Origin of the sequence: Hymenobacter monticola, from assembly GCF_022811645.1 — a bacterium.
Taxonomy (GTDB): Bacteria; Bacteroidota; Bacteroidia; order Cytophagales; family Hymenobacteraceae; genus Hymenobacter; species Hymenobacter monticola.
Map to the genome: position 1 here is coordinate 4,486,748 of NZ_CP094534.1, position 18,003 is coordinate 4,504,750.

An 18,003-nucleotide genomic window follows, 5' to 3' on the forward strand; every position below is an offset into this window, starting at 1 on the left:
TGCTACCCCAAAAACGCCAGTAGCGCCTTATAGAATTGCGCCGGTGATTCCAAGTGCGGAATGTGGCCCACGTTGGGAAGTTCCACCAGCTTGGCTCCCTTGATTTGGGCGGCGGTGCGGCGGCCCAGCGCTGGGTACTGGCCCATTTGGGCCAGCACTTTGGGGTCTTTTATCAGCGCCTTGCCCACCACGGTACGGTCGGCCTGGCCGATAATGAGCAGCGTGGGCACGGTAATGCGGCTGAACTCGTAGCTGACCGGCTGCTGATAAATCATGTCGTAGGTCAGCGCGTTGGCGCGGGCCACTTTGGGGAAGTCGAGGCTGCGGGTTTGGGCGGCCAGGGGCAGCAGCCATTGGTCGTGGGCAGCCGGGTAGCCGTTGGGGTAATAGGTCGCGTGGTACTTGCGAATGCTGGCCTCGGTGCTATTCCGCTCGGTGGCTTCGGCCTGCGCCACGGGCTGGTACGGCACGCCCACGCGGTAGTCTTCTAGGCCAATGGGGTTTTCGAGCACCAGCTTTTCGGTGGTTTCCGGATACATCAGCGCGAAGCGGGTGGCCAGCATACCGCCCATGCTGTGGCCTACGATGGCGGCCTTTTTCACGCCCAGCGTGTCGAGCAGCTGCTTGGTATTGCGCGCCAGCTGGTGAAAGGAATAGTGAATGTCGGCCTTGTCGGACTTGCCAAAGCCGATTTGGTCGGGCACTACCACCCGGAACCCTGCGGCAGCCAGCGTCTTAATCGTTTCACGCCAGTAGGCCCCGAAGAAGTTTTTGCCGTGCAGCAGCACCACGGTCCGGCCGTTCGGCCGGGCGGCGGGCGCCACGTCCATATAGGCCATGCTTAGGGCCTGCCCCTCTATTTTCAACGGCAGCGTTTTGACTGGAAACGGGTAGTCGTAGCCATCCAGCGTGGCATTGAGCGGGGCCGTCTGGGCCGAAGCACGGGGGCCGGCCAGCAGCAACGGCAGCAGGAGCAGCAAGAGGAAGCGAAGCATAGGCAAGGAGATTTATATAACCACGCTTACGCAAAATCTATGGGCGCTGCTCAAGCTGTTGCTTGAGCATGGCGTTGCGGATTCGCAGGAACCTGGTCAGATAGCCGGTTAGAAAAAGGCGGTCGAACCAGCGACCGAGAAATCCCGCCGGGCTGCTGAATTCGAACACGTCGCGCATCCGTGTCCCGCCCGGTGAGGCCTCAAAATAATGGTCGTGCCGCAGGGTTTTGAAGGCGCCCTGCACCAGGTCATCGCGGAAATGATGGGGCGGACTGGCGGCCGTGATACGCACCGTGAGCCGCTGGCGAAAGCCCAAATGCCGGGCCTCCCAGGTCACTACATCGCCCAGCCCAAGGTTGCCGCAGGCGGGCGCATCCAGCACCCGTTCGCCGGTTTGCCGGGCCGAGTCAAGGTGGGCCTGCACGTTGAGCGCCAGCGCGTAGCAGTCCTCCGGCGGAGCGCCAATGAAAGTCTCCAGCTCGATGCGTGCCATGCCGCAGGGCTTTAAGCCGGCAGCCCGGCCAGCACTTTCTTCGCGTTGCTCACGTGGTCGGTGGCGCCGCTCAGGGAGTTGAAGATGTATTGAACAATGCCCTCTTTGTCAATCACAAACGTGACGCGGCCGGGCAGCAGGCCCAGCAGGGCGCGCGGCACCTCGTAGAGCTTGCGTACCTGGCCGTCGGTGTCGGCCAGCAGTTCGAAGGGCAGGCGGTGCTTCTGGGTGAACTTCTGGTGCGAAGCTTCGCTGTCGGAGCTCACGCCAACGACTTCGGCGCCAAGGTCTTTGAAATCTTCGTACTGGTCGCGGAACGAGCAGGCTTCGGCCGTGCAGCCGGGCGTGTCGTCTTTGGGGTAGAAGTACAGCACCACGTGGCGCCCGCGCTGGTCGGAAAGCCGGAAGGTGGCGCCGGAAGTGGTTTTGAGGGTGAAATCGGGGGCGGGCTGGCCTACTTGAAGCATGGGGGTCGGAGTTGATTGAGGGCCGCGGCACGAACGGGCACGGTGCGGCTTTCCGGCGGCGGCGGCATCTTTGCAGTGCATATAGTGCCGGCCGGTCCTTTTTGTTTGGCCGCAGCGGCTTGCTGCGCTCCCCGTTTTATGATTCAGCCCCGCATCAGCGTCATCATTCCGGCCCACAACGAGGCTGGCGCCATTGCATTGGTGCTAGGCGAAATCCCGGCTGGGCTGGCGCAGGAAGTCATCGTGGTCGACAACAACTCGACCGACGACACCGGCGCCATTGCCCGGGCCTGCGGGGCCACGGTGCTGCGCGAGCCCCGCCCCGGCTACGGCTACGCCTGCTTGGCCGGCATGGCCCACGCCTTCGCCCGGCCGCAATCCGAGTGGCCCGACGTCGTCGTATTTCTCGACGGCGACCATTCCGATTACCCCGAACAAATGCCCGAACTTCTGGCCCCGCTCCTGCGCGGGGAGGCCGACCTTGTGATTGGCTCGCGGGCCCTGGGCGAAAGCGAAAAAGGGGCCCTGATGCCCCAGCAGCGGTTCGGCAACTGGCTGGCGGCGCGGCTGCTCAACCTGCGCTACCACGGCAACGTCACCGATTTGGGCCCGTTTCGGGCCATCCTCGTCCCCGCCCTGCTGGCCATCGGCATGGAAGATAAAACCTACGGCTGGACGGTGGAAATGCAGGTGAAAGCCTTCCGCCAGGGCCTGCGCGTGGTGGAGGTGCCCGTGCGCTACCGCCGCCGCATCGGCACCAGCAAGGTGTCGGGCACTGTGCGCGGCACCCTGGGCGCAGGCTATAAGATTCTGTGGACCATTTTCCGGTATTGGTAATGCGCTATCAGGGCTTTTGTCATCCTGAGCGTAGCGAAGGACCTTATCACGACTGAATCCTAAATCATTATTACTAACGCAAGCTTGATAAGGTCCTTCGCAAGCCCAGGATGACAGACGCTTTCACATTGTTACCCCAACCCGCTCTTCGCTGATGCCGCTTCTGCCCATATTGCTGGTGGCGGTTTACGGCCTGTGCCTGCTGTTCATTTTGGGGTTTAGCCTGGGCCAGTGGGAGCTCACGCGGCTGGGCCGGCGGGCCCACCAGGCGCCCCCGCCCCCCCTCCCGCCGGTGCCCGCCGTGTGGCCGCGCGTCACGGTGCAGCTGCCGCTCTACAACGAACAAAACGTGGTAGAGCGCGTCATCGACGCCACTGCCGCGCTCGATTATCCAGCTGATTTGCTGCACATTCAGGTGCTCGACGATTCCAACGACGCGACCGTGGACCTGGCCGCCGCCCGTGTGGCCCACCACGCCGCCCGGGGCCTGCGCATCAGCCACGTGCGCCGGCCCAACCGTGAGGGCTACAAAGCCGGTGCCCTGCGCCACGGCCTGGAAGAAACAGACGGCGAGTTTATTGCCATTTTCGACGCCGACTTTGTGCCCGAAGCCGATTTTCTGCGCCGCACCATTCCATTTTTCCTGCAGGATGAGCAGGTGGGCGTGGTGCAAACCCGCTGGGGCCACCTCAACGAGAATGAGTCCTTGCTCACGCGCCTGCAGGCCTTCGGGCTCGATGCGCACTTTCTTATCGAGCAGGTGGGCCGCACGTTCGCGGGCTTTTTCCTCAACTTCAACGGCACCGGCGGGGTGTGGCGCCGCGCGTGCATCGACGATGCCGGCGGCTGGCACACCGACACCCTCACCGAAGACCTCGACCTGAGCTACCGCGCCCAGCTGCGCGGCTGGCGCTTTGTGTATCGCCCCGAAATCGTGGCGCCCGCCGAGCTGCCCGCCGTGATGGACGCCCTCAAGTCGCAGCAGTTCCGCTGGACCAAGGGCGCCGCCGAAACCGCGCACAAGCACCTGGGCCCCGTGTGGCGCTCCGGCCAGCCGCTGGCCGTGAAGCTGCAGGCCAGCTTCCACTTGCTTAACAGTAGCGTGTACGTCGTCATCATGCTCATGGCTTTGCTGAGCGTGCCGCTGGTGTTTGTGCGGGCGCAGTTTGCCGAGTACAAGGTGGTGTTCCAATTAGCCTCTGTTTTCCTGTTCGGCTTCACGCCGCTCGTTTATTACTACTATTCAGCTTGGCGGCTGGCGCACCCCGACAAGCCGTTGTGGCGCTACCCGGGCTTTTTTCTGCTGTTTCTGTCGGTCTCGATGGGGCTGGCGCTGCACAATGCCCGGGCGGTTATTTTGGGCTGGCTGGGCCGGCGCACGCCTTTTGTGCGCACGCCCAAGGCCGGTACGGCGCCCGCGGCCCGGCGCCGCCGCTACCGCACGGGCGGCGTGGGCCCGCTGGTGGCGCTGGAGGGGTTGCTGGCCGCTTACTTTGCTTTCGGCTGGGGCGCCGGCGTCTACTTCCACGATTTCGGGCTGCTGCCTTTCCACACCTTGCTCACGGTGGGCTTTGCAGCCATCTTTTATTATTCGGTGCGCCATGCCCGTTAAGCTTCCCTCGCTTTCGCAATGCGCCGCCCTGCTGCTGTCGGGCGCCGCCTACGCGGCCTTGGCCTACGCCACGCCGCGGGCGCAATTTGGGCAGCTGGTTGGCTTGTTTGCGGTAGCGGGGCTGGCCTATTGGTGGCTGCTGCGCACCCGCGTGCCGTTGCGCTGGGGCCTGGGCGCGGCGCTGGCGTTCCGGCTGCTGTGGCTGCCCGCCTTGCCGGCCTTGTCCGACGATGTGTATCGCTTCCGCTGGGACGGCCTACTGGTGGCCAACGGCGTCAACCCCTTCCGCTTTCGGCCCGACGAGCTGATTGCCGACGGCGCCCGCGCTGCACTGCCCGGCGAGGCCACCCGCGCCGCCGTGCTGCCCGAGCTGCAGCAGCTCTACCGGCAGCTCAACTCGCCGCACTACTACTCGGTGTACCCGCCCATCTGCCAATTCGTGTTTGGCACCAGCGCCCGGTTATTTCCAGCCTCCGAGGTGGGGTTTGCCACCTGTCTGCGTGTGGTCATTCTGGCGGCCGAGGCGGGCACGGCTTGGCTGCTGCTTACCTTATTGCCCTTACTGGGCTGGCCGGCGCAGCGGGCGCTGAGCTACCTCCTGCACCCGCTGGTCATAGTGGAGCTCACCGGCAACCTTCACTTTGAAGGCCTCGTGTTCGGCTTCGTGCTGCTGGCGCTGTGGCTGCTGAGCCGGCAGCGGTGGATGGCCTCGGCGGGGGCGCTAGGGCTGGGCGTGGCCACCAAGCTGCTGCCGCTGCTGGTGCTGCCGCTGCTGGTTCGGCGGCTGGGCGGGCGGCGCTTTGCGGCCTACGCGGCACTGTGTCTGGGCACGGCACTACTCCTGTTTGGTCCGTTTTTATCCGTTGATTTATTTGCCAATATCGCCCGCAGCCTCAAGCTTTACTTCCGCAGCTTCGAGTTCAACGCGAGTGTGTACTACCTCTTGCGACCCGTCGGCATATGGCTCACCGGCTACAACCAGATTGCTATTATCGGCCCTAGCCTGGCCCTGCTGAGCGGCCTGGCGGGCCTCACGCTGGCCTGGCGCGAGCGGCGGCTGGCAATGGCTTCGCTCTCGCCCACGCTGCTGCTCATGCTCACGGCCTACTACGCGGCAGCCACCACCGTGCACCCTTGGTACCTCACGCTGCTGGTGGGCCTGGGCACGCTCACACGCTTCCGCTTTGCCCACGTATGGGGCGGCCTGGCCATCCTCTCCTACGCCGCCTACCAAACCCCGTCCTATACCGAAAACCTATGGCTGGTGGCCCAGGAATACGCAGGTGCGTATGCGGTGCTCGTCTGGGAGCTGCGCGCTACTTGGGCCAGTAAGCGTAGCGGCGCTGGGCTTTGAGTTGCAGCGTGCGGCCGTCCCAGGTAGCCTGGTGCAGCAAAATATTGGGATACTCTTTGGCGAAGAGGTAGGTGTTCGCTTTGTCCGGCGCCAGCTGCACGGTCACGCGCCACGCGGCCGGGTTGAGGGCGTCGGCGGGGGCTTCAGCAGTCGTCAGGTGGGCCTGGTAATACACGGGTGGCTTGGCCCGGTTGGTTTGCTGCAGGTCGAGTACCGTGAGGTCGAAAGCCGGCTTCTGGTCGAATCGCAGGCTGCGCAGGGTGTAGGGCAAGGCATCTTCCAGAAACACATCACGGCGCAGGTCGCGGCTGTTGCTGCCCTCGCCGTCCCAGTACGAGTGGTACCACATTTCGAAGTTCACACCGTCGTCGATGATGGACTTGAACGTGTTGCCGCACCATTCCTGCGCCGTGGTGGTCATCTTGTAGAGCGCCACCGGCTGGTCGCGGCGGAAGAACAGCGACGTCAGGTAGTGGTACGGGTACTCGTCGGCCTGAATGGAGCAGAACTGGTTGATTTTCATCACCGGAAACAAGTCGGCCCGCTGGTAGTCGTCGGTTTTGACGTTATACTCCTGGTTGAACTCCTCTTTCACCGTAATCATGGTGTACTCGAAGGCGCGCTTTTTCTTATAAACCACCCGCTCCGCCGCGTACGTCGCCACTTCGGCCAGGCCATCTTCCCACAGCTTATTCATGGCCCAGCCCTGGTCGAAATGCGGCAGTACGGCCTGCAACGCCTGCGCCGAAGCAGGCGCCCGTCCTTGGGCCTTCTCTTTTTCGGGGGCGCTACAGCCCAGCACCGATGCACTTAGTAACAGCGGAAGCAGGGCAGTTCGAAGAGGAGAACGAGGCATAAGAACAGGGAGAAAAGGCCGTAAAGGTACCGGCACGGGCGCATTAAAAAATTTAATGCCGCGCGGCAGTCCATTCAATACGAAGAAAAGACCCTACCAAGATTGCCGTGCATCCCAAAGCAGCCCGTCCGACTACTTATATATCTTACGGCCGCGCTTCAGCCACGGGCTCCACACCGCCGAATAGGGGTGCACGTTCGGCGTAGGGCCGGCCGCATTCTCCACCGGGTAGCCCTCGTTCACCCACTCAAAAAGGCCGCCGTAGAGGTTGCGCACGTTCTCAAAACCCAACGCCCGCAGCCGGTCGCCGAGGCGCTCGCTGCGGTAGCCCACCGAGCAGTACACCACCACCGGGCGCCGGCGGTCCACGCCTGCCAATTCGGCCGTGGGCACCGCGTCGTAGGGCAGCAGCTCGGCGCCGCGCAGATGGCTCACGCCGTACTCGGCCGGGCTGCGCACGTCGAGCAGCAGCGGCGCGTCGGGGCCGCTCAGCTGCTGCGCCAGCGCGGCCGGCGCCACCGTGGGCACGGTGTGCTTGTACAAGAGCCGGAGCATTTGGTCGTAGGCCACGGACGAGCCAGCGGCGCGCGCGCCTTCGTCGGGGCCGCAGCTGCTCAGGCCAAACAGGCCCAGGCACAGGCAGGAACAGGCCAGGAAGGGAAAATACATGCCGAACATCGCGCGGAGTACCGTCTAAAACGCTATAAAAAAGGCTAGCGGCGGCGCACGTGGATGCGCACCCGCTCGCCGTCTTCGCTGGTGGTGGGCTGCACGTCGATGCGGTCGGCTTCGTCAAAATAAGTAGCCAGGCCGCGCACGATGCCCACGGCCAGCCCGCCCATGCGGCGCGGCGACACGTAGTCGATGTACAGCTCGTTAGGGCTCAAACGCGTCACGTCGAGCACGGGCGGGGAGTTTTCGGTGTGCTCGGCCCGCACCTGCTTGTGCATGGTCAGCTCGGTGTTTTCAATCATGTCCAAGGTTTTCCACTCGGGCTTGAGCAGCTTCTGGTACATGTACATCAGGTCGGGCACGAGGTACTCGCCGAACTTCTCGTGCAGCTCACCGGCCGGAATCCCGGTCATCTCGGCGGCATGGCCCACCAGGGCGTACACGTGGGCGTCGGGGTACACGGTTTTGTGGTCAAACTCCACGTTTTCCAGGCCTGAGAGCTCCATGAGCTTCACCCAGGTGCTGTGGTCGTATTGGGTTTGCACGTAGCGCTTTAACAAAGTGAGGATGGTTCCGTGCATGCAATCAGAATTATAGAATGGGGTATTAAGCAATTACCGCCCATCGGCCGGGCGGGCCAACGGGCGGTAACGCTTTGGTAAGTACGCGCAGATGGCAGCTAGGCTACCCCTATCGCGCACTTTTTGTTTCTTTAAATATTACCCACCACCGTCATGGTGCTCAAAGTGGGGTTCACGCTGCCGCCTTCGGGCTCCACAGTCATGGCAAAGGTTTGGGCGCTGGCGATGTCTTTCATCGACTGCAGGCCCTGGCCGGTAGCCGTGGTGGCCGTGAGCACGCCGGCGTCAATGGGCTTGCCTTTGTCGAGGGCCCACAGCTGGTACTGCTTGCCGGCGGGCAACGCGGGTAGGCTGCGCACGTCGACGAACACCTTGTGGGTGGCCGGGTTGAACAGCACGCGGGCCCGGGCCGCGGGCGCGGTTTTGGTGCCGGCCAGGGCCACGGCTTTGAATTCATCGCTGCGCAGCACCTGGTTTTCCTGGCGCAGCTCGCCCAACTGCCGCTGCACTACCTGCGTGGTGCTGGCAAAGCGCGACTGCTCGTTTTGCATGGCCACCAGCTCGGAACTGGCATTTTGCCAGCGCGAATACAGCATGGCGTTCAGCCCCAAACTCAGCAGCAAGGCCACCGAGGCGGCCATGGCCCACACCGAGCGCGAGGCCGCCGGCGCTTCGGCCGCGGGCGTGAAGGGGCGCACCACCGCTTCGCCGGCAGCCGGCTGGGCGGGAGTGGCAGCACGGGGCGCCTGAGCTGCAGCATCCACATCAGCGCGCAGGGCGCTATTGGGGGTAGCGTTGGGGGCGGGTGCGGCAATCTGGGCCATTACGTTGCCGAGTACCCGCTCGCGCAGGCCGGCCGGGGGCGTGAGGGCATGGGCTTCGGCGTAAAAACCAAGGGCCTGCTGCACTTGCTCCAACTCCTCGCGGACCTCCGGGTGCCGGGCAGCCTGAGCTTCCACCGCGGCCTGTTCGGCCGGCGAAAGCTCTCCGAGAGCGTATTGCTCCAGAATGCCCGATTCAATATATTCTTGGATATTTTCCACGATTTCAGTTAGCGAATGAGTTTGCTGAGGACTTTGATAGCAGTGCGGGCACGGGTTTTCACGGTTCCCAGCGGGATGTTGAGTTCCTCCGCCACTTCACTTTGGGTGAAGCCCTCGAAGTAGAGAAGGTCGATAATCTGCTTTTGCTCGGGAACCAGCTTTTGGGTGATTTCCTGCAGACCAATGTGCTCGGGGCGGAAGGACGTCGGCGCTGCCTGGCGTTGCGCGGTCAGACTATCGTCCAGCCCCTGAGTGCGGCTACCTACGCGGTGCTGCCGGGAGCGGATTTTATCAATGCTCAGATTTCGGCAAATATTCAGCACCCACGTAAAGAGGCGGCCCTTGCTGGGGTCGTAGCTGGCAAAGGCGTGCCAGATTTTGACCAGCGCTTCCTGCAGCACGTCCTCGGCCTCATCTTCGGCCTTCACAATGCGGAAGATGACGCCGTAGAGGGCCGCCGAATATCGGTCGTAGAACAGCGTCATGGCCGATTCGTCGCGCGCCTGCAGGCGTCGGACGAGGTCCGCCTCGGCGGCGGGTGGCAGGGAGATTAAAGATGTATCGGACACAGGAGTGACTGAAAATGAGAGATGAATGCCAACGCGGGCACCATGCGAAGCGCACGAAAATACGGCGGTGCCCGCAATAACCCGCCGCTGTATACGCCTATAACCGTATACACAACCGAACTGCCCGGCGGCTGGTTAGACCTGGCAGCGGCCCGGCGCGGCTGCACCTGGCCATTCAACTGCCCCTCCTCTCCTGCTTTTGCCATGCCCATCGAATCCTTCAACCCCCACACCGGGCGCGTGCTGCGCCGCTTCACGGCCTTTAGCTGGGTCAAAACCGAACGCATCCTCGGCCAGGCGCACCGCGCGGCGGCCGACTGGCGCGCCGCCACCTTTGCGCACCGCGCGGGCATCTTGCGCAAGGCGGCTACCCTGTTGCGCGAGCGCCAGGACGAGCTGGCCCGCCTCATGGCCCTGGAAATGGGCAAGCCCGTGACCGATGGCCGCGCCGAAGCCCTGAAGTGCGCCACCTGCTGCGACTTCTACGCCGAGCGCGCCGAAGGCTTTCTGGCCGACGAGCTGATTGAAACCGACGCCGGCCACAGCTTCATCAGCTACCAGCCGCTGGGCGTGGTGCTGGCCATCATGCCCTGGAATTTTCCGCTGTGGCAGGTGGTGCGTTTCGCTGCCCCGGCCCTGATGGCCGGCAACGTGGGCCTGCTCAAGCACGCCTCCAATGTGCCGCAGTGCGCGCTGGCTTTGGAAAAGATATTTCACGACGCGGGCCTGCCGCCGGCTTGTTTCCGCACGCTGCTCATTGGGTCCGATTTGGTAGAAAAGCTGCTGGCCGACGACCGGGTGCGCGCCGCCACGCTCACGGGCAGCGAGGGTGCGGGCGCCTCGGTGGGCGCTTTGGCCGGGCAGCACATCAAGAAAATGGTGCTGGAGCTGGGCGGGTCCGACCCATTCATTGTGCTGGCCGACGCCGACGTGGCCTTGGCTGCCAAAACCGCCGCCCAGAGCCGCATGATAAATGCCGGCCAGAGCTGCATTGCCGCCAAGCGCTTCATCGTGGAGAAGCCGGTGCTCAAGGATTTCCTCAACCAGCTGAAAACTCACCTCCTCGCCTTCCGCCCCGGCGACCCGCTGGATGATGCGACCCAATATGGCCCGATGGCCCGCCCCGACCTGGCCGACGAACTCACCCAGCAAGTAGAAGACTCGGTGGCCCAAGGCGCCAAAGTGGAGCTGCACGGCGGCCAGGCCAAGCCCGGCACCGCCCTGTTCCGTCCCATGATACTGTCCAACGTGAAGCCCGGCCAGCGCGCTTACACGGAGGAGTTCTTCGGCCCCGTGGCCCTGGTGCTCGAAGCCAAAAACGCCAATGATGCCGTGCGCCTGGCCAACGACTCCCGCTTCGGCCTGGGCGCGGCGGTGTGGACCCAGGATGCCAAGAAGGGCGAGGAAATGGCTCGCCAGATTGAAAGCGGGGCCGTATTCGTCAACGGCCTCGTGAAATCCATGCCCGAGCTGCCGTTTGGCGGCGTGAAGAAGTCGGGCTATGGGCGGGAGCTTTCGTATCTGGGAATCCGCGAGTTTGTGAATCAGAAGTCGATTTGGGTTGGGAAGGAAATGGCGCCGGAGGCGAAGAAAAAAGTGGAGTAAACGGCCCATCACCTGCCTTCGACACACGAGGGAGCTCCTGCTGCTGGTTTCGCTGGGCAGGCTTTTTGGGGCGGGCACAGCAGCTGGCTTCCTGGGCTGGCAGCGCCGTAACACCTTCCGGAACCCCCTGAAACTGGGGAAGCTGGGCGCTACGGGGCTGTCCCGTTACCTTTAGGCGTATGAACCGCTACTGGCTACTCTGCCTTCTGTGCTGGCTGACACTGCCGGGGATGGCCCAGCCGCGAGCCCGCGCAAAGCAGGAACCAGTTGATAAAGGCCGCGTCTTGCAGGATTCTATGCACGCCCTGCACCGGCATGCGGTGTACGGTTTCCCTCAAGATGTAGAACGGCTGGCTACGCAGTTGCTGGCGCAATACCCCGCCGCCTACGGAGCCGACTTCCAGTACCCGCCTACCTGGCCGCGATACTGGGGCACTGGAGTCCGCACGCCCTACCAGCCAATGGTGTACGCCTACCGCGCCGAGGCGCGGCGACAGCGCGGCAATTTTGCCGGTGCCGAAGCCGACCTGACCCAAACCATCGCCCTCGCGGCCAGCGACTACCCCTATTACGAAGGCCACCTGAGCTACTCAGCCCCCGCCCAGGTGCTGCTGAAACAAGCCTACTACGAGCGGGCTACCCTCCGCCGCGGCCCGCTCAACAACCCCGCCGGAGCCTGCGCCGACCTAGCCGCCGGGTACGAGCTGGACCCCGACCCCAAGCCGGCACTGGACTGGCACGGCTGCCTGGTACCCGCTACCCACGCGCCGCGCACCAGCGAAGAGATGCATCAGGCCCAACGCGACCTTGCCGATTCGCTGGCCAGCGCGCAGCGCCTGCTGGCCACGGGCCGCTTGGCGCGGGCCGAAACGCTGCTGGCTCAGCTGGAAGCGGGCCACGTGGGCCGTTACGCATGGGTGCAGCCACGCTATAAAAGCCCGGTCCCGCTCCTCAACACCACGTACCTGCGCAGCGAGCTGGCCCTTCGGCGCGGGCAGTACGCCGAGGCCCGCACGCTGCTCGAAAGCCTAGTGGCCCAACAACAGCCGCAGCCCTTGCACTACTACGCGCTGGGCACCCTGAAAATAGACCATTTCCAAGACCGCGATGGCGGCTGCGCCGACCTGCGCTGGGCCTACGCGCACAACCCCGACACCCTCGGCTGGCGCCCCGACTGGCGCGGCTGCGCATTGCCCCGCCGGCAGCTACCGGTGACGCCAGCAGACGTACTCACCTACCGCAACGCCTACGCTGACTCACTAAAGCAAGCTGATATTTATTTGACAGGCAAGCAGTTTCTGCGGGCCGAACGCCTGCTCACGCGGCTGCTCACGACCCGGGCCGCCGCCCGTTTTGTGGCCCCGTATGCGCCCCTGAATCGGCCTACGACCGATGCCGCGCTTACGCATGCCGACCGCATACTAACCCGCGACTACCGCTCCCGCGCCTACGAGGGACTTGCCGATTATGCCCGCGCCGCCGCCGACCTGGATACGCTCATCGACAACGTTTTCTATGCCGGCGGGTCGGGGCGGTACCACTGCCGGCGCGGCGTGCTCCGCGCCGACTACCTGCACGACCGGGACGGGGCCTGCGCCGATTTTGCCCGCTGCTACCAGACGCGCCGCTACGCCGATTTTCAGGCCCCGCCGGGGCGGCCCCAATGGCGCAACTGCTCTTTGCCTGGGCGCACCCCATTCACCTGGCTCGCCAACGCGCTGCCCGATGACGGGGCCCTGCGGCTGGGTTATTTCAGCCAGGGCGCCACCAAAGCCCTGGAAGTGGGCTACTACCGCTACACCACCGGAAACAGTTATTCCCAGCACGGCCCTTCGGCGGGGCTGGAAATGGGCGCCGGGCCACGGCATTACGTGCTGGCCCCTAAGCTGAGCTACGAGGCCACGGCCGCCTTTTGCGGTACCCGGCTGGACGTAGCGTATTACGTGGTCAATTTCCGAACTGGCGGCCTGCGCCTTACGCCCCAGGCAGGCCTGTTGCTGTGGGGCTTCCTCAACGTTTTCTACGGCTATTCCATCCCCCTCACGGGCAGCGACTTGCCGGAACTAGGCCCGCACCGCATCGGCTTCCACCTCAATTTTACGGACAACGGGCCTAGCTTCAAAATCGGCGGCTGAACCGGGTCACCAAATCAGCACCAACCCCGCAGCCGGTAAACCAACCAGCCGGTTGTTTCATGGATGAGCAAACTCAGGTTTTCCAGGGCCGAAGCATTGGGAACCAGCCAGTAGCCCGGCGACCAGCTGCGGTCGGTGCTGCGGTAGCCGGCCGGGAAGGCCAGGGGCTGCAGGCCCACCTTACGGAAGCAGCCCAGCGCCCGCCGCTCGTGGAAGGCCGAGGTGACGAGGACAAGCGTGTCGACGCCGGGGTAGCGGGCCAGCAGGCGCTTGGTGAACAGCGCGTTTTCGCGGGTGTTGCGGCTGCTGTCTTCCACGATGATGTCGGAATTGGGCACGCCGGCCAGGCGCAGCAGCGTGGCCAGGTCGGAAGCCTCGGTATGAGCTTTGGCCAACACGGCGCCCGAGCCGCCGGATACGATGATGCGCCGCACCCGCCGGGCCCGGTACAGCCACAAAGCGTGGGTGAGGCGGTCGGCCCCGGCGCCGAGGTAGGCGCGGTCGTGCGGCGACTTATTGACCTGGGTGATGCCGGTGAGCAGCACGGCGGCATCGGCGCGGGCAGGGAGGGCGGCCAGCGGCACGGCCGGCAGTTCCCAGGCCAGCAAGGCTTCGTTGGTGAGGGCGGGGTTGGTGGCCAGCAGCGCGAGGGCGGCGGCCGCTACCAGCCACTGCCGCTGCCGGCGCGGCTGCCGGGCCACCAGGGCGCCGAGCAGCAACACCAGCAGCCACACGGTGGGCAATAAAACGAGGTCGAGGACCTTGGAGAGGATAAAAAACATGCCCAAAGGTAGGCCGCCAGAGCGGCGGCCGGCCTTCGCTACTACTATTCGGTGTGGGGCATGAAGGCCCGCAGCCGGGCCAGCTGGGCCTGCACGGCTTCTTCGGTGGTGAGGTTGTCGCACTCGAGCATGCGCCCCTGGCAGTAGCTCACAAAGAAAGGCGCCACTTTCTGTTGCATCAGCTTCTTGGCCACGGGGTTCTCGTCGGAATCGAGGCGCACAAACAAGATGGTTTCATTGCCGGGGTCGTCCACGAACTTGGCAAAGGGCGGGGCCAGGGCCTGGCAAATGGCGCAATCCTCGGAGGTAAACTTGGCAAACACCTTCATGTGCTCGTGCGTGAGACGGCGCAAGCCTTCGTCGTTGGTATCGACCACGTGTTTGCGTTCTGCTTCGGTCATGGGAAACGGGCGTGAATGGGTGCCTTAAACTCTTTTTTTATGGAGGAGGTTTCTGGCACCCCATGCCGCGCCTACTTCCGCAGCAGCAGTTCGCGGATGTACTTCACCGGCGCGCTGCCGTAGCTCAGGAAGTTTTCGTTGAAGGCTTTCAAGTCGAAGTCCTTGCCTTGTTTCTGCTTGAGCTCTTCGCGCAGGGCGTAAATCTCGGTGTAGCCCGTGAAGTAGCTGCTGAGCTGCACCTGGCTCAGGGTGGCGCGCAGCCACTTGCCACGGGCCTCGGCTTCTTCCTGGAAACCCTCGCGGCGCAGCAGGCCCACCACCTCGGCCTCGCTCATGTTGTCGACCTGAATGGCGTGGTCGATGACAGCGTTCAGCGTGGAGCGCATGTTCCACTTGTCCCACAGCAGCCACATTTCGTCGGAGTTGCGGCCGTAGCCGTTTTCCAGCATCATGCGCTCGGCGTACACGGCCCAGCCCTCAATCATGGCGCCGTTGCCGAAAATGCTTTTCACCAGCGAGGGCGAGCGGTTGGCGTACACCAGCTGCGTGTAGTGGCCCGGAATGGCTTCGTGGATGTTGAGAATCTGCAGGGTGTAGTCGTTGTACTCGCGCAGGTAGCTTTCGGCCTGGGCGGGCGTCCAGTCGGCCGGAATGGGCTCCACGTTGTAGTAGGTGTTGGCGCCCTTGTCGTAGGGCCCAGGGGCCGACACGCTGGCGCCCGCGCCGCTGCCGCGCATGTAAAGCGGCGTTTCGCGCACCACCAGCGGCTTGCTGGGGTCCTGGGTGAGCAGCTTTTTCTCGTTCACGAACGCCACCAGCGTCGGAATCTGGCGCTTCACAGCGTCCACGAAGCCGTCGCGCGGGGCGTGCTTGAGCGTGAGCTGGTTGATGACGGCCGTAATCAGGCCCAGCGTGTCGGCCGGGGCTTTCTGGCCGGGGAAATATTTGGGATAGAGGCGCGCGGCGCGGCGGCCCATGTCGTGCAGCAGTTCGGCCTTGTGTTTTTGGGCTTCCTGGTACAGCTCGGCCGCCGAAAAGCGCGACTGAATATCGTAGGCAAATTTCTGCTCAAACAGCTCCTTGCCGATGCGGAACGAGCGGAACTGACCCTTGCTCAGCACATCCTTTTCCAGGAAGCTCATGTAGCCCTGCACGGCTGTGCGGGCGGCCGCCACGCGGTCCATCATCGCCTTTTTCTCGGCGGCGCTCAGGCCCGACTTCTTCACCGAATCGGCCAGGGCCGGACCAAGCACCGCGAGGCCGCCGGCGTTTTGCTTGAGGGCCAGGGCAGTGTGCTCCTTCGTGGGGTTGCTGATGTTGGCCTTGGCAGCGGCGTAAAACTCCGCCGCGTGGCTGATTTTGTCGGAGATGTTGCGCAGGCGGCGGTCCAGGCGGTAGTGGCGGCCGTTGAGCAGCTCGCCCACGGCTGCACCGAGGTTGTAGCTGGCGGGGTTCCACTGCCAGGACTTGAGCGTGTCGGCGTACCAGCGCTCGGCGCGCAACTCGTTTCGGAGCAGGCGCAGGTCAATCTGGTTGTTGGGCGAGAGGCTGTCGGCCGAGAACTTGCCCAGCGCAGCCAGGTACTTTTGGGCAAACGCGTCGTCGCTTTGTCGCTGGGCGGCGTTGGGAATCACCAGCAGCGAGTCGTATTTGTGGTAGCCCTGGCTGCTGGCGTAGTCGGGGTTTTGCCGCCACAGGGCTTCAATGAACTGGTTTTTGAAGGCATCGAAGCGGGTGTCGGCGCCAGCGGTAGCGGTGCCGGACTTTTCGGCTTGGGAACAACCGGCTAGCGCGAGGGCCAGCAGAGAGAGGTAGCGGAATTTCATAGGCAAGGATTGACCAGCGTCTCGGCGTTGCTGATGTTGAGTGATATTGCAAGGTTGGGTTCGTTCAACGCGGAGACGAGAAGTGTCACATCTCTGCAATCGCTCTTATGGACCCAATGCCCAAAGGAACACCCCAAACCCGCCGCGTTGCAAAGCGCCGCCGTAGGTTTGTCCCGCCGTTCGGCCTTTCCGTACAAGCCCAACCCTCTCCACCCAAAATTCCCGCATGAACTCCCGCATCGAACACGACTTTCTGGGCGAACGCAGCCTGCCCGACACCGCCTACTACGGCATCCAGACGCTGCGCGCCCTTGAAAACTTCGCCATCACCGGCATCCCCATCAAGGCCGAGCCGTTGTTTGTGCAGGCCTTGGCCTACGTGAAAAAAGGCGCCGCCCTGGCCAACAAAGAGCTGGGCGTGCTGCCCGCCAACATCGCCGACGCCATTGCCGCCGCCTGCGACCGGGTGGCCCAGGGCGAGTTCGACAACCAGTTCCTGACCGACATGATTCAGGGCGGCGCGGGCACTTCGGTGAACATGAATGCCAACGAAGTCATCGCCAACGTGGCCCTCGAAATGATGGGCCACCAGAAGGGCGAGTACCAGTACTGCCACCCCAACAACCACGTCAACTGCTCGCAAAGCACCAACGACGCCTACCCCACCGCCTTCCGCATCGCCCTCAACAACAAGCTGGTGGGCTACCGCGAAACCTTAGTGGCCCTGGCCGACGCCTTTGCCCAGAAGGCCGAGGAGTTCCGCGACATTCTGAAAATGGGCCGCACCCAGCTGCAGGACGCCGTGCCGATGAGCATGGGCGACGAATTCCGCGCTTTCGCCACCAACCTGCGCGAGGAGCTGCTACGCATCGACGACTCGCGCCGGCTGATTGACGAAATCAACATGGGCGCCACCGCCATCGGCTCGCGCGTGAACGCCCCCACCGGCTACCCCGAGCTCGTGACCGAGCACCTGCGCCGCATCACGGGCCTGAACCTGAGCCTGGCCGGCGACTTGTTTGAGGCCACCTACGACACCGGTGCTTACGTGCAGCTCTCGGGCGTGCTGAAGCGCACGGCAGTGAAGCTCAGCAAAATCTGCAACGACCTGCGCCTGCTGTCCTCGGGCCCGCGCACGGGCATCAACGAAATCAACCTGCCGCCCTTGCAGCCCGGCTCCAGCATCATGCCCGGCAAGGTGAACCCCGTGGTGCCCGAGGTGGTAAACCAAACGGCCTTCTACGTCATCGGGGCCGACCTCACGGTGACCATGGCCGCCGAAGCCGGCCAGCTGCAGCTCAACGTGATGGAGCCGGTTATCAGCTTCGCGCTGTTCACTTCCATTTCCTACATGACCAACGCCTGCCGCACCCTGCGCGACAAGTGCGTCATCGGCATCACGGCCAACAAGCAGCACGCCGAAAACCTGGTGCGCAACAGCATCGGCATCGTCACGCAGCTTAACCCGGTCATCGGCTACGAGGCCTCCGCCGAAATCGCCAAAGAGGCGCTGAAAACCGGCAAGTCGGTGCACGACATTGCCGTGACGGAGCGCGGGCTGCTGACGCAGGAAAAGTGGGACGAGATTTTCACGTTTGAAAACCTGATTCGGCCGGTATTCAAGCAGTAGTGCAATTCTGCTAAGCGCAGCCGCGAAACCTCACCCCTGGCCCCTCTCCTCAGGAGAGGGGAGCCTGACGATTAACGTTCGGAGTTGGACTGGTGTCCCCTCTCCTGAGGAGAGGGGGTCAGGGGGTGAGGTTTCGCGGCTGCGC

The 18,003-nt window shown here is 63.8% G+C and carries 17 protein-coding genes; 6 read left to right on the forward strand and 11 right to left on the reverse strand.

The window, feature by feature from the left end; all coding sequences use genetic code 11:
- Positions 1-2: 2 nt before the first annotated feature.
- Genes MTP16_RS18640 through MTP16_RS18650 form a run of 3 tightly spaced genes read right to left on the reverse strand, consistent with a single transcriptional unit; the run spans position 3 to position 1,955 of the window.
- Positions 3-995, reverse strand: a complete 993-nt coding sequence (locus tag MTP16_RS18640; protein WP_243512787.1) for an alpha/beta fold hydrolase — start codon at positions 993-995, stop codon at positions 3-5.
- Between the two features lie 37 nt (positions 996-1,032).
- Positions 1,033-1,488, reverse strand: a complete 456-nt coding sequence (locus MTP16_RS18645) for an SRPBCC family protein (protein ID WP_243512788.1) — start codon at positions 1,486-1,488, stop codon at positions 1,033-1,035.
- An 11-nt stretch (positions 1,489-1,499) separates the two neighbouring features.
- A complete protein-coding gene (locus MTP16_RS18650; protein WP_243512789.1) occupies positions 1,500-1,955 on the reverse strand; it encodes a peroxiredoxin in 456 nt (151 codons plus the stop codon).
- A gap of 138 nt (positions 1,956-2,093) precedes the next feature.
- Between MTP16_RS18650 and MTP16_RS18655 the strand changes: the two genes are divergently transcribed.
- The 3 genes from MTP16_RS18655 (at position 2,094) to MTP16_RS18665 (ending at position 5,758) form a co-directional block, all read left to right on the forward strand.
- Complete coding sequence (locus tag MTP16_RS18655) at positions 2,094-2,792, forward strand: glycosyltransferase family 2 protein (RefSeq protein WP_243512790.1); 699 nt, start codon at positions 2,094-2,096, stop codon at positions 2,790-2,792.
- A gap of 154 nt (positions 2,793-2,946) precedes the next feature.
- A complete protein-coding gene (locus MTP16_RS18660) occupies positions 2,947-4,404 on the forward strand; it encodes a glycosyltransferase (RefSeq protein ID WP_243512791.1) in 1,458 nt (485 codons plus the stop codon).
- Positions 4,394-5,758 carry a glycosyltransferase 87 family protein gene (locus tag MTP16_RS18665; RefSeq protein ID WP_243512792.1) on the forward strand — a complete coding sequence of 455 codons (1,365 nt, stop codon included), beginning with the start codon at positions 4,394-4,396 and terminating at the stop codon, positions 5,756-5,758. The genes MTP16_RS18660 and MTP16_RS18665 overlap by 11 nt, the downstream gene beginning before the upstream one ends.
- Here MTP16_RS18665 and MTP16_RS18670 read toward each other — a convergent pair.
- The 5 genes from MTP16_RS18670 to MTP16_RS18690 all read right to left on the reverse strand — a co-directional run bounded on the left by MTP16_RS18670 (position 5,721) and on the right by MTP16_RS18690 (position 9,479).
- On the reverse strand, positions 5,721-6,614 hold the full coding sequence (locus MTP16_RS18670; protein ID WP_243512793.1) for a hypothetical protein: 894 nt from the start codon (positions 6,612-6,614) through the stop codon (positions 5,721-5,723). The genes MTP16_RS18665 and MTP16_RS18670 overlap by 38 nt on opposite strands.
- A gap of 132 nt (positions 6,615-6,746) precedes the next feature.
- Positions 6,747-7,283 (reverse strand): rhodanese-like domain-containing protein, encoded by a 537-nt coding sequence (locus tag MTP16_RS18675; protein WP_243512794.1) that lies wholly within the window; start codon positions 7,281-7,283, stop codon positions 6,747-6,749.
- Between the two features lie 44 nt (positions 7,284-7,327).
- A complete protein-coding gene (locus MTP16_RS18680; protein ID WP_243512795.1) occupies positions 7,328-7,867 on the reverse strand; it encodes a heme NO-binding domain-containing protein in 540 nt (179 codons plus the stop codon).
- Positions 7,868-7,998: 131 nt separating this feature from the next.
- Entirely contained in the window at positions 7,999-8,910 is a 912-nt protein-coding gene (locus MTP16_RS18685) for an anti-sigma factor (protein ID WP_243512796.1), read from the reverse strand.
- 8 nt (positions 8,911-8,918) lie between these two features.
- Entirely contained in the window at positions 8,919-9,479 is a 561-nt protein-coding gene (locus MTP16_RS18690; protein ID WP_243512797.1) for an RNA polymerase sigma factor, read from the reverse strand.
- Positions 9,480-9,683: 204 nt separating this feature from the next.
- Between MTP16_RS18690 and MTP16_RS18695 the strand changes: the two genes are divergently transcribed.
- Positions 9,684-11,084 (forward strand): NAD-dependent succinate-semialdehyde dehydrogenase, encoded by a 1,401-nt coding sequence (locus tag MTP16_RS18695; RefSeq protein WP_243512798.1) that lies wholly within the window; start codon positions 9,684-9,686, stop codon positions 11,082-11,084.
- Positions 11,085-11,380: 296 nt separating this feature from the next.
- Positions 11,381-13,219, forward strand: a complete 1,839-nt coding sequence (locus MTP16_RS18700; RefSeq protein ID WP_243512799.1) for a hypothetical protein — start codon at positions 11,381-11,383, stop codon at positions 13,217-13,219.
- A 14-nt stretch (positions 13,220-13,233) separates the two neighbouring features.
- Here MTP16_RS18700 and MTP16_RS18705 read toward each other — a convergent pair whose 3' ends face one another.
- From MTP16_RS18705 to MTP16_RS18715, 3 genes are all read right to left on the reverse strand, one after another.
- Positions 13,234-14,001, reverse strand: a complete 768-nt coding sequence (locus MTP16_RS18705; RefSeq protein ID WP_243512800.1) for a YdcF family protein — start codon at positions 13,999-14,001, stop codon at positions 13,234-13,236.
- A gap of 44 nt (positions 14,002-14,045) precedes the next feature.
- Positions 14,046-14,402, reverse strand: coding sequence for a thioredoxin family protein (locus tag MTP16_RS18710; RefSeq protein ID WP_243512801.1), 357 nt, complete (start codon positions 14,400-14,402; stop codon positions 14,046-14,048).
- A 71-nt stretch (positions 14,403-14,473) separates the two neighbouring features.
- Entirely contained in the window at positions 14,474-16,228 is a 1,755-nt protein-coding gene (locus tag MTP16_RS18715; protein WP_243512802.1) for a DUF885 domain-containing protein, read from the reverse strand.
- A 226-nt stretch (positions 16,229-16,454) separates the two neighbouring features.
- Between MTP16_RS18715 and aspA the strand changes: the two genes are divergently transcribed.
- Positions 16,455-17,858 (forward strand): aspartate ammonia-lyase, encoded by a 1,404-nt coding sequence (gene aspA, locus MTP16_RS18720; RefSeq protein ID WP_243512803.1) that lies wholly within the window; start codon positions 16,455-16,457, stop codon positions 17,856-17,858.
- Positions 17,859-18,003 lie beyond the last annotated feature (145 nt).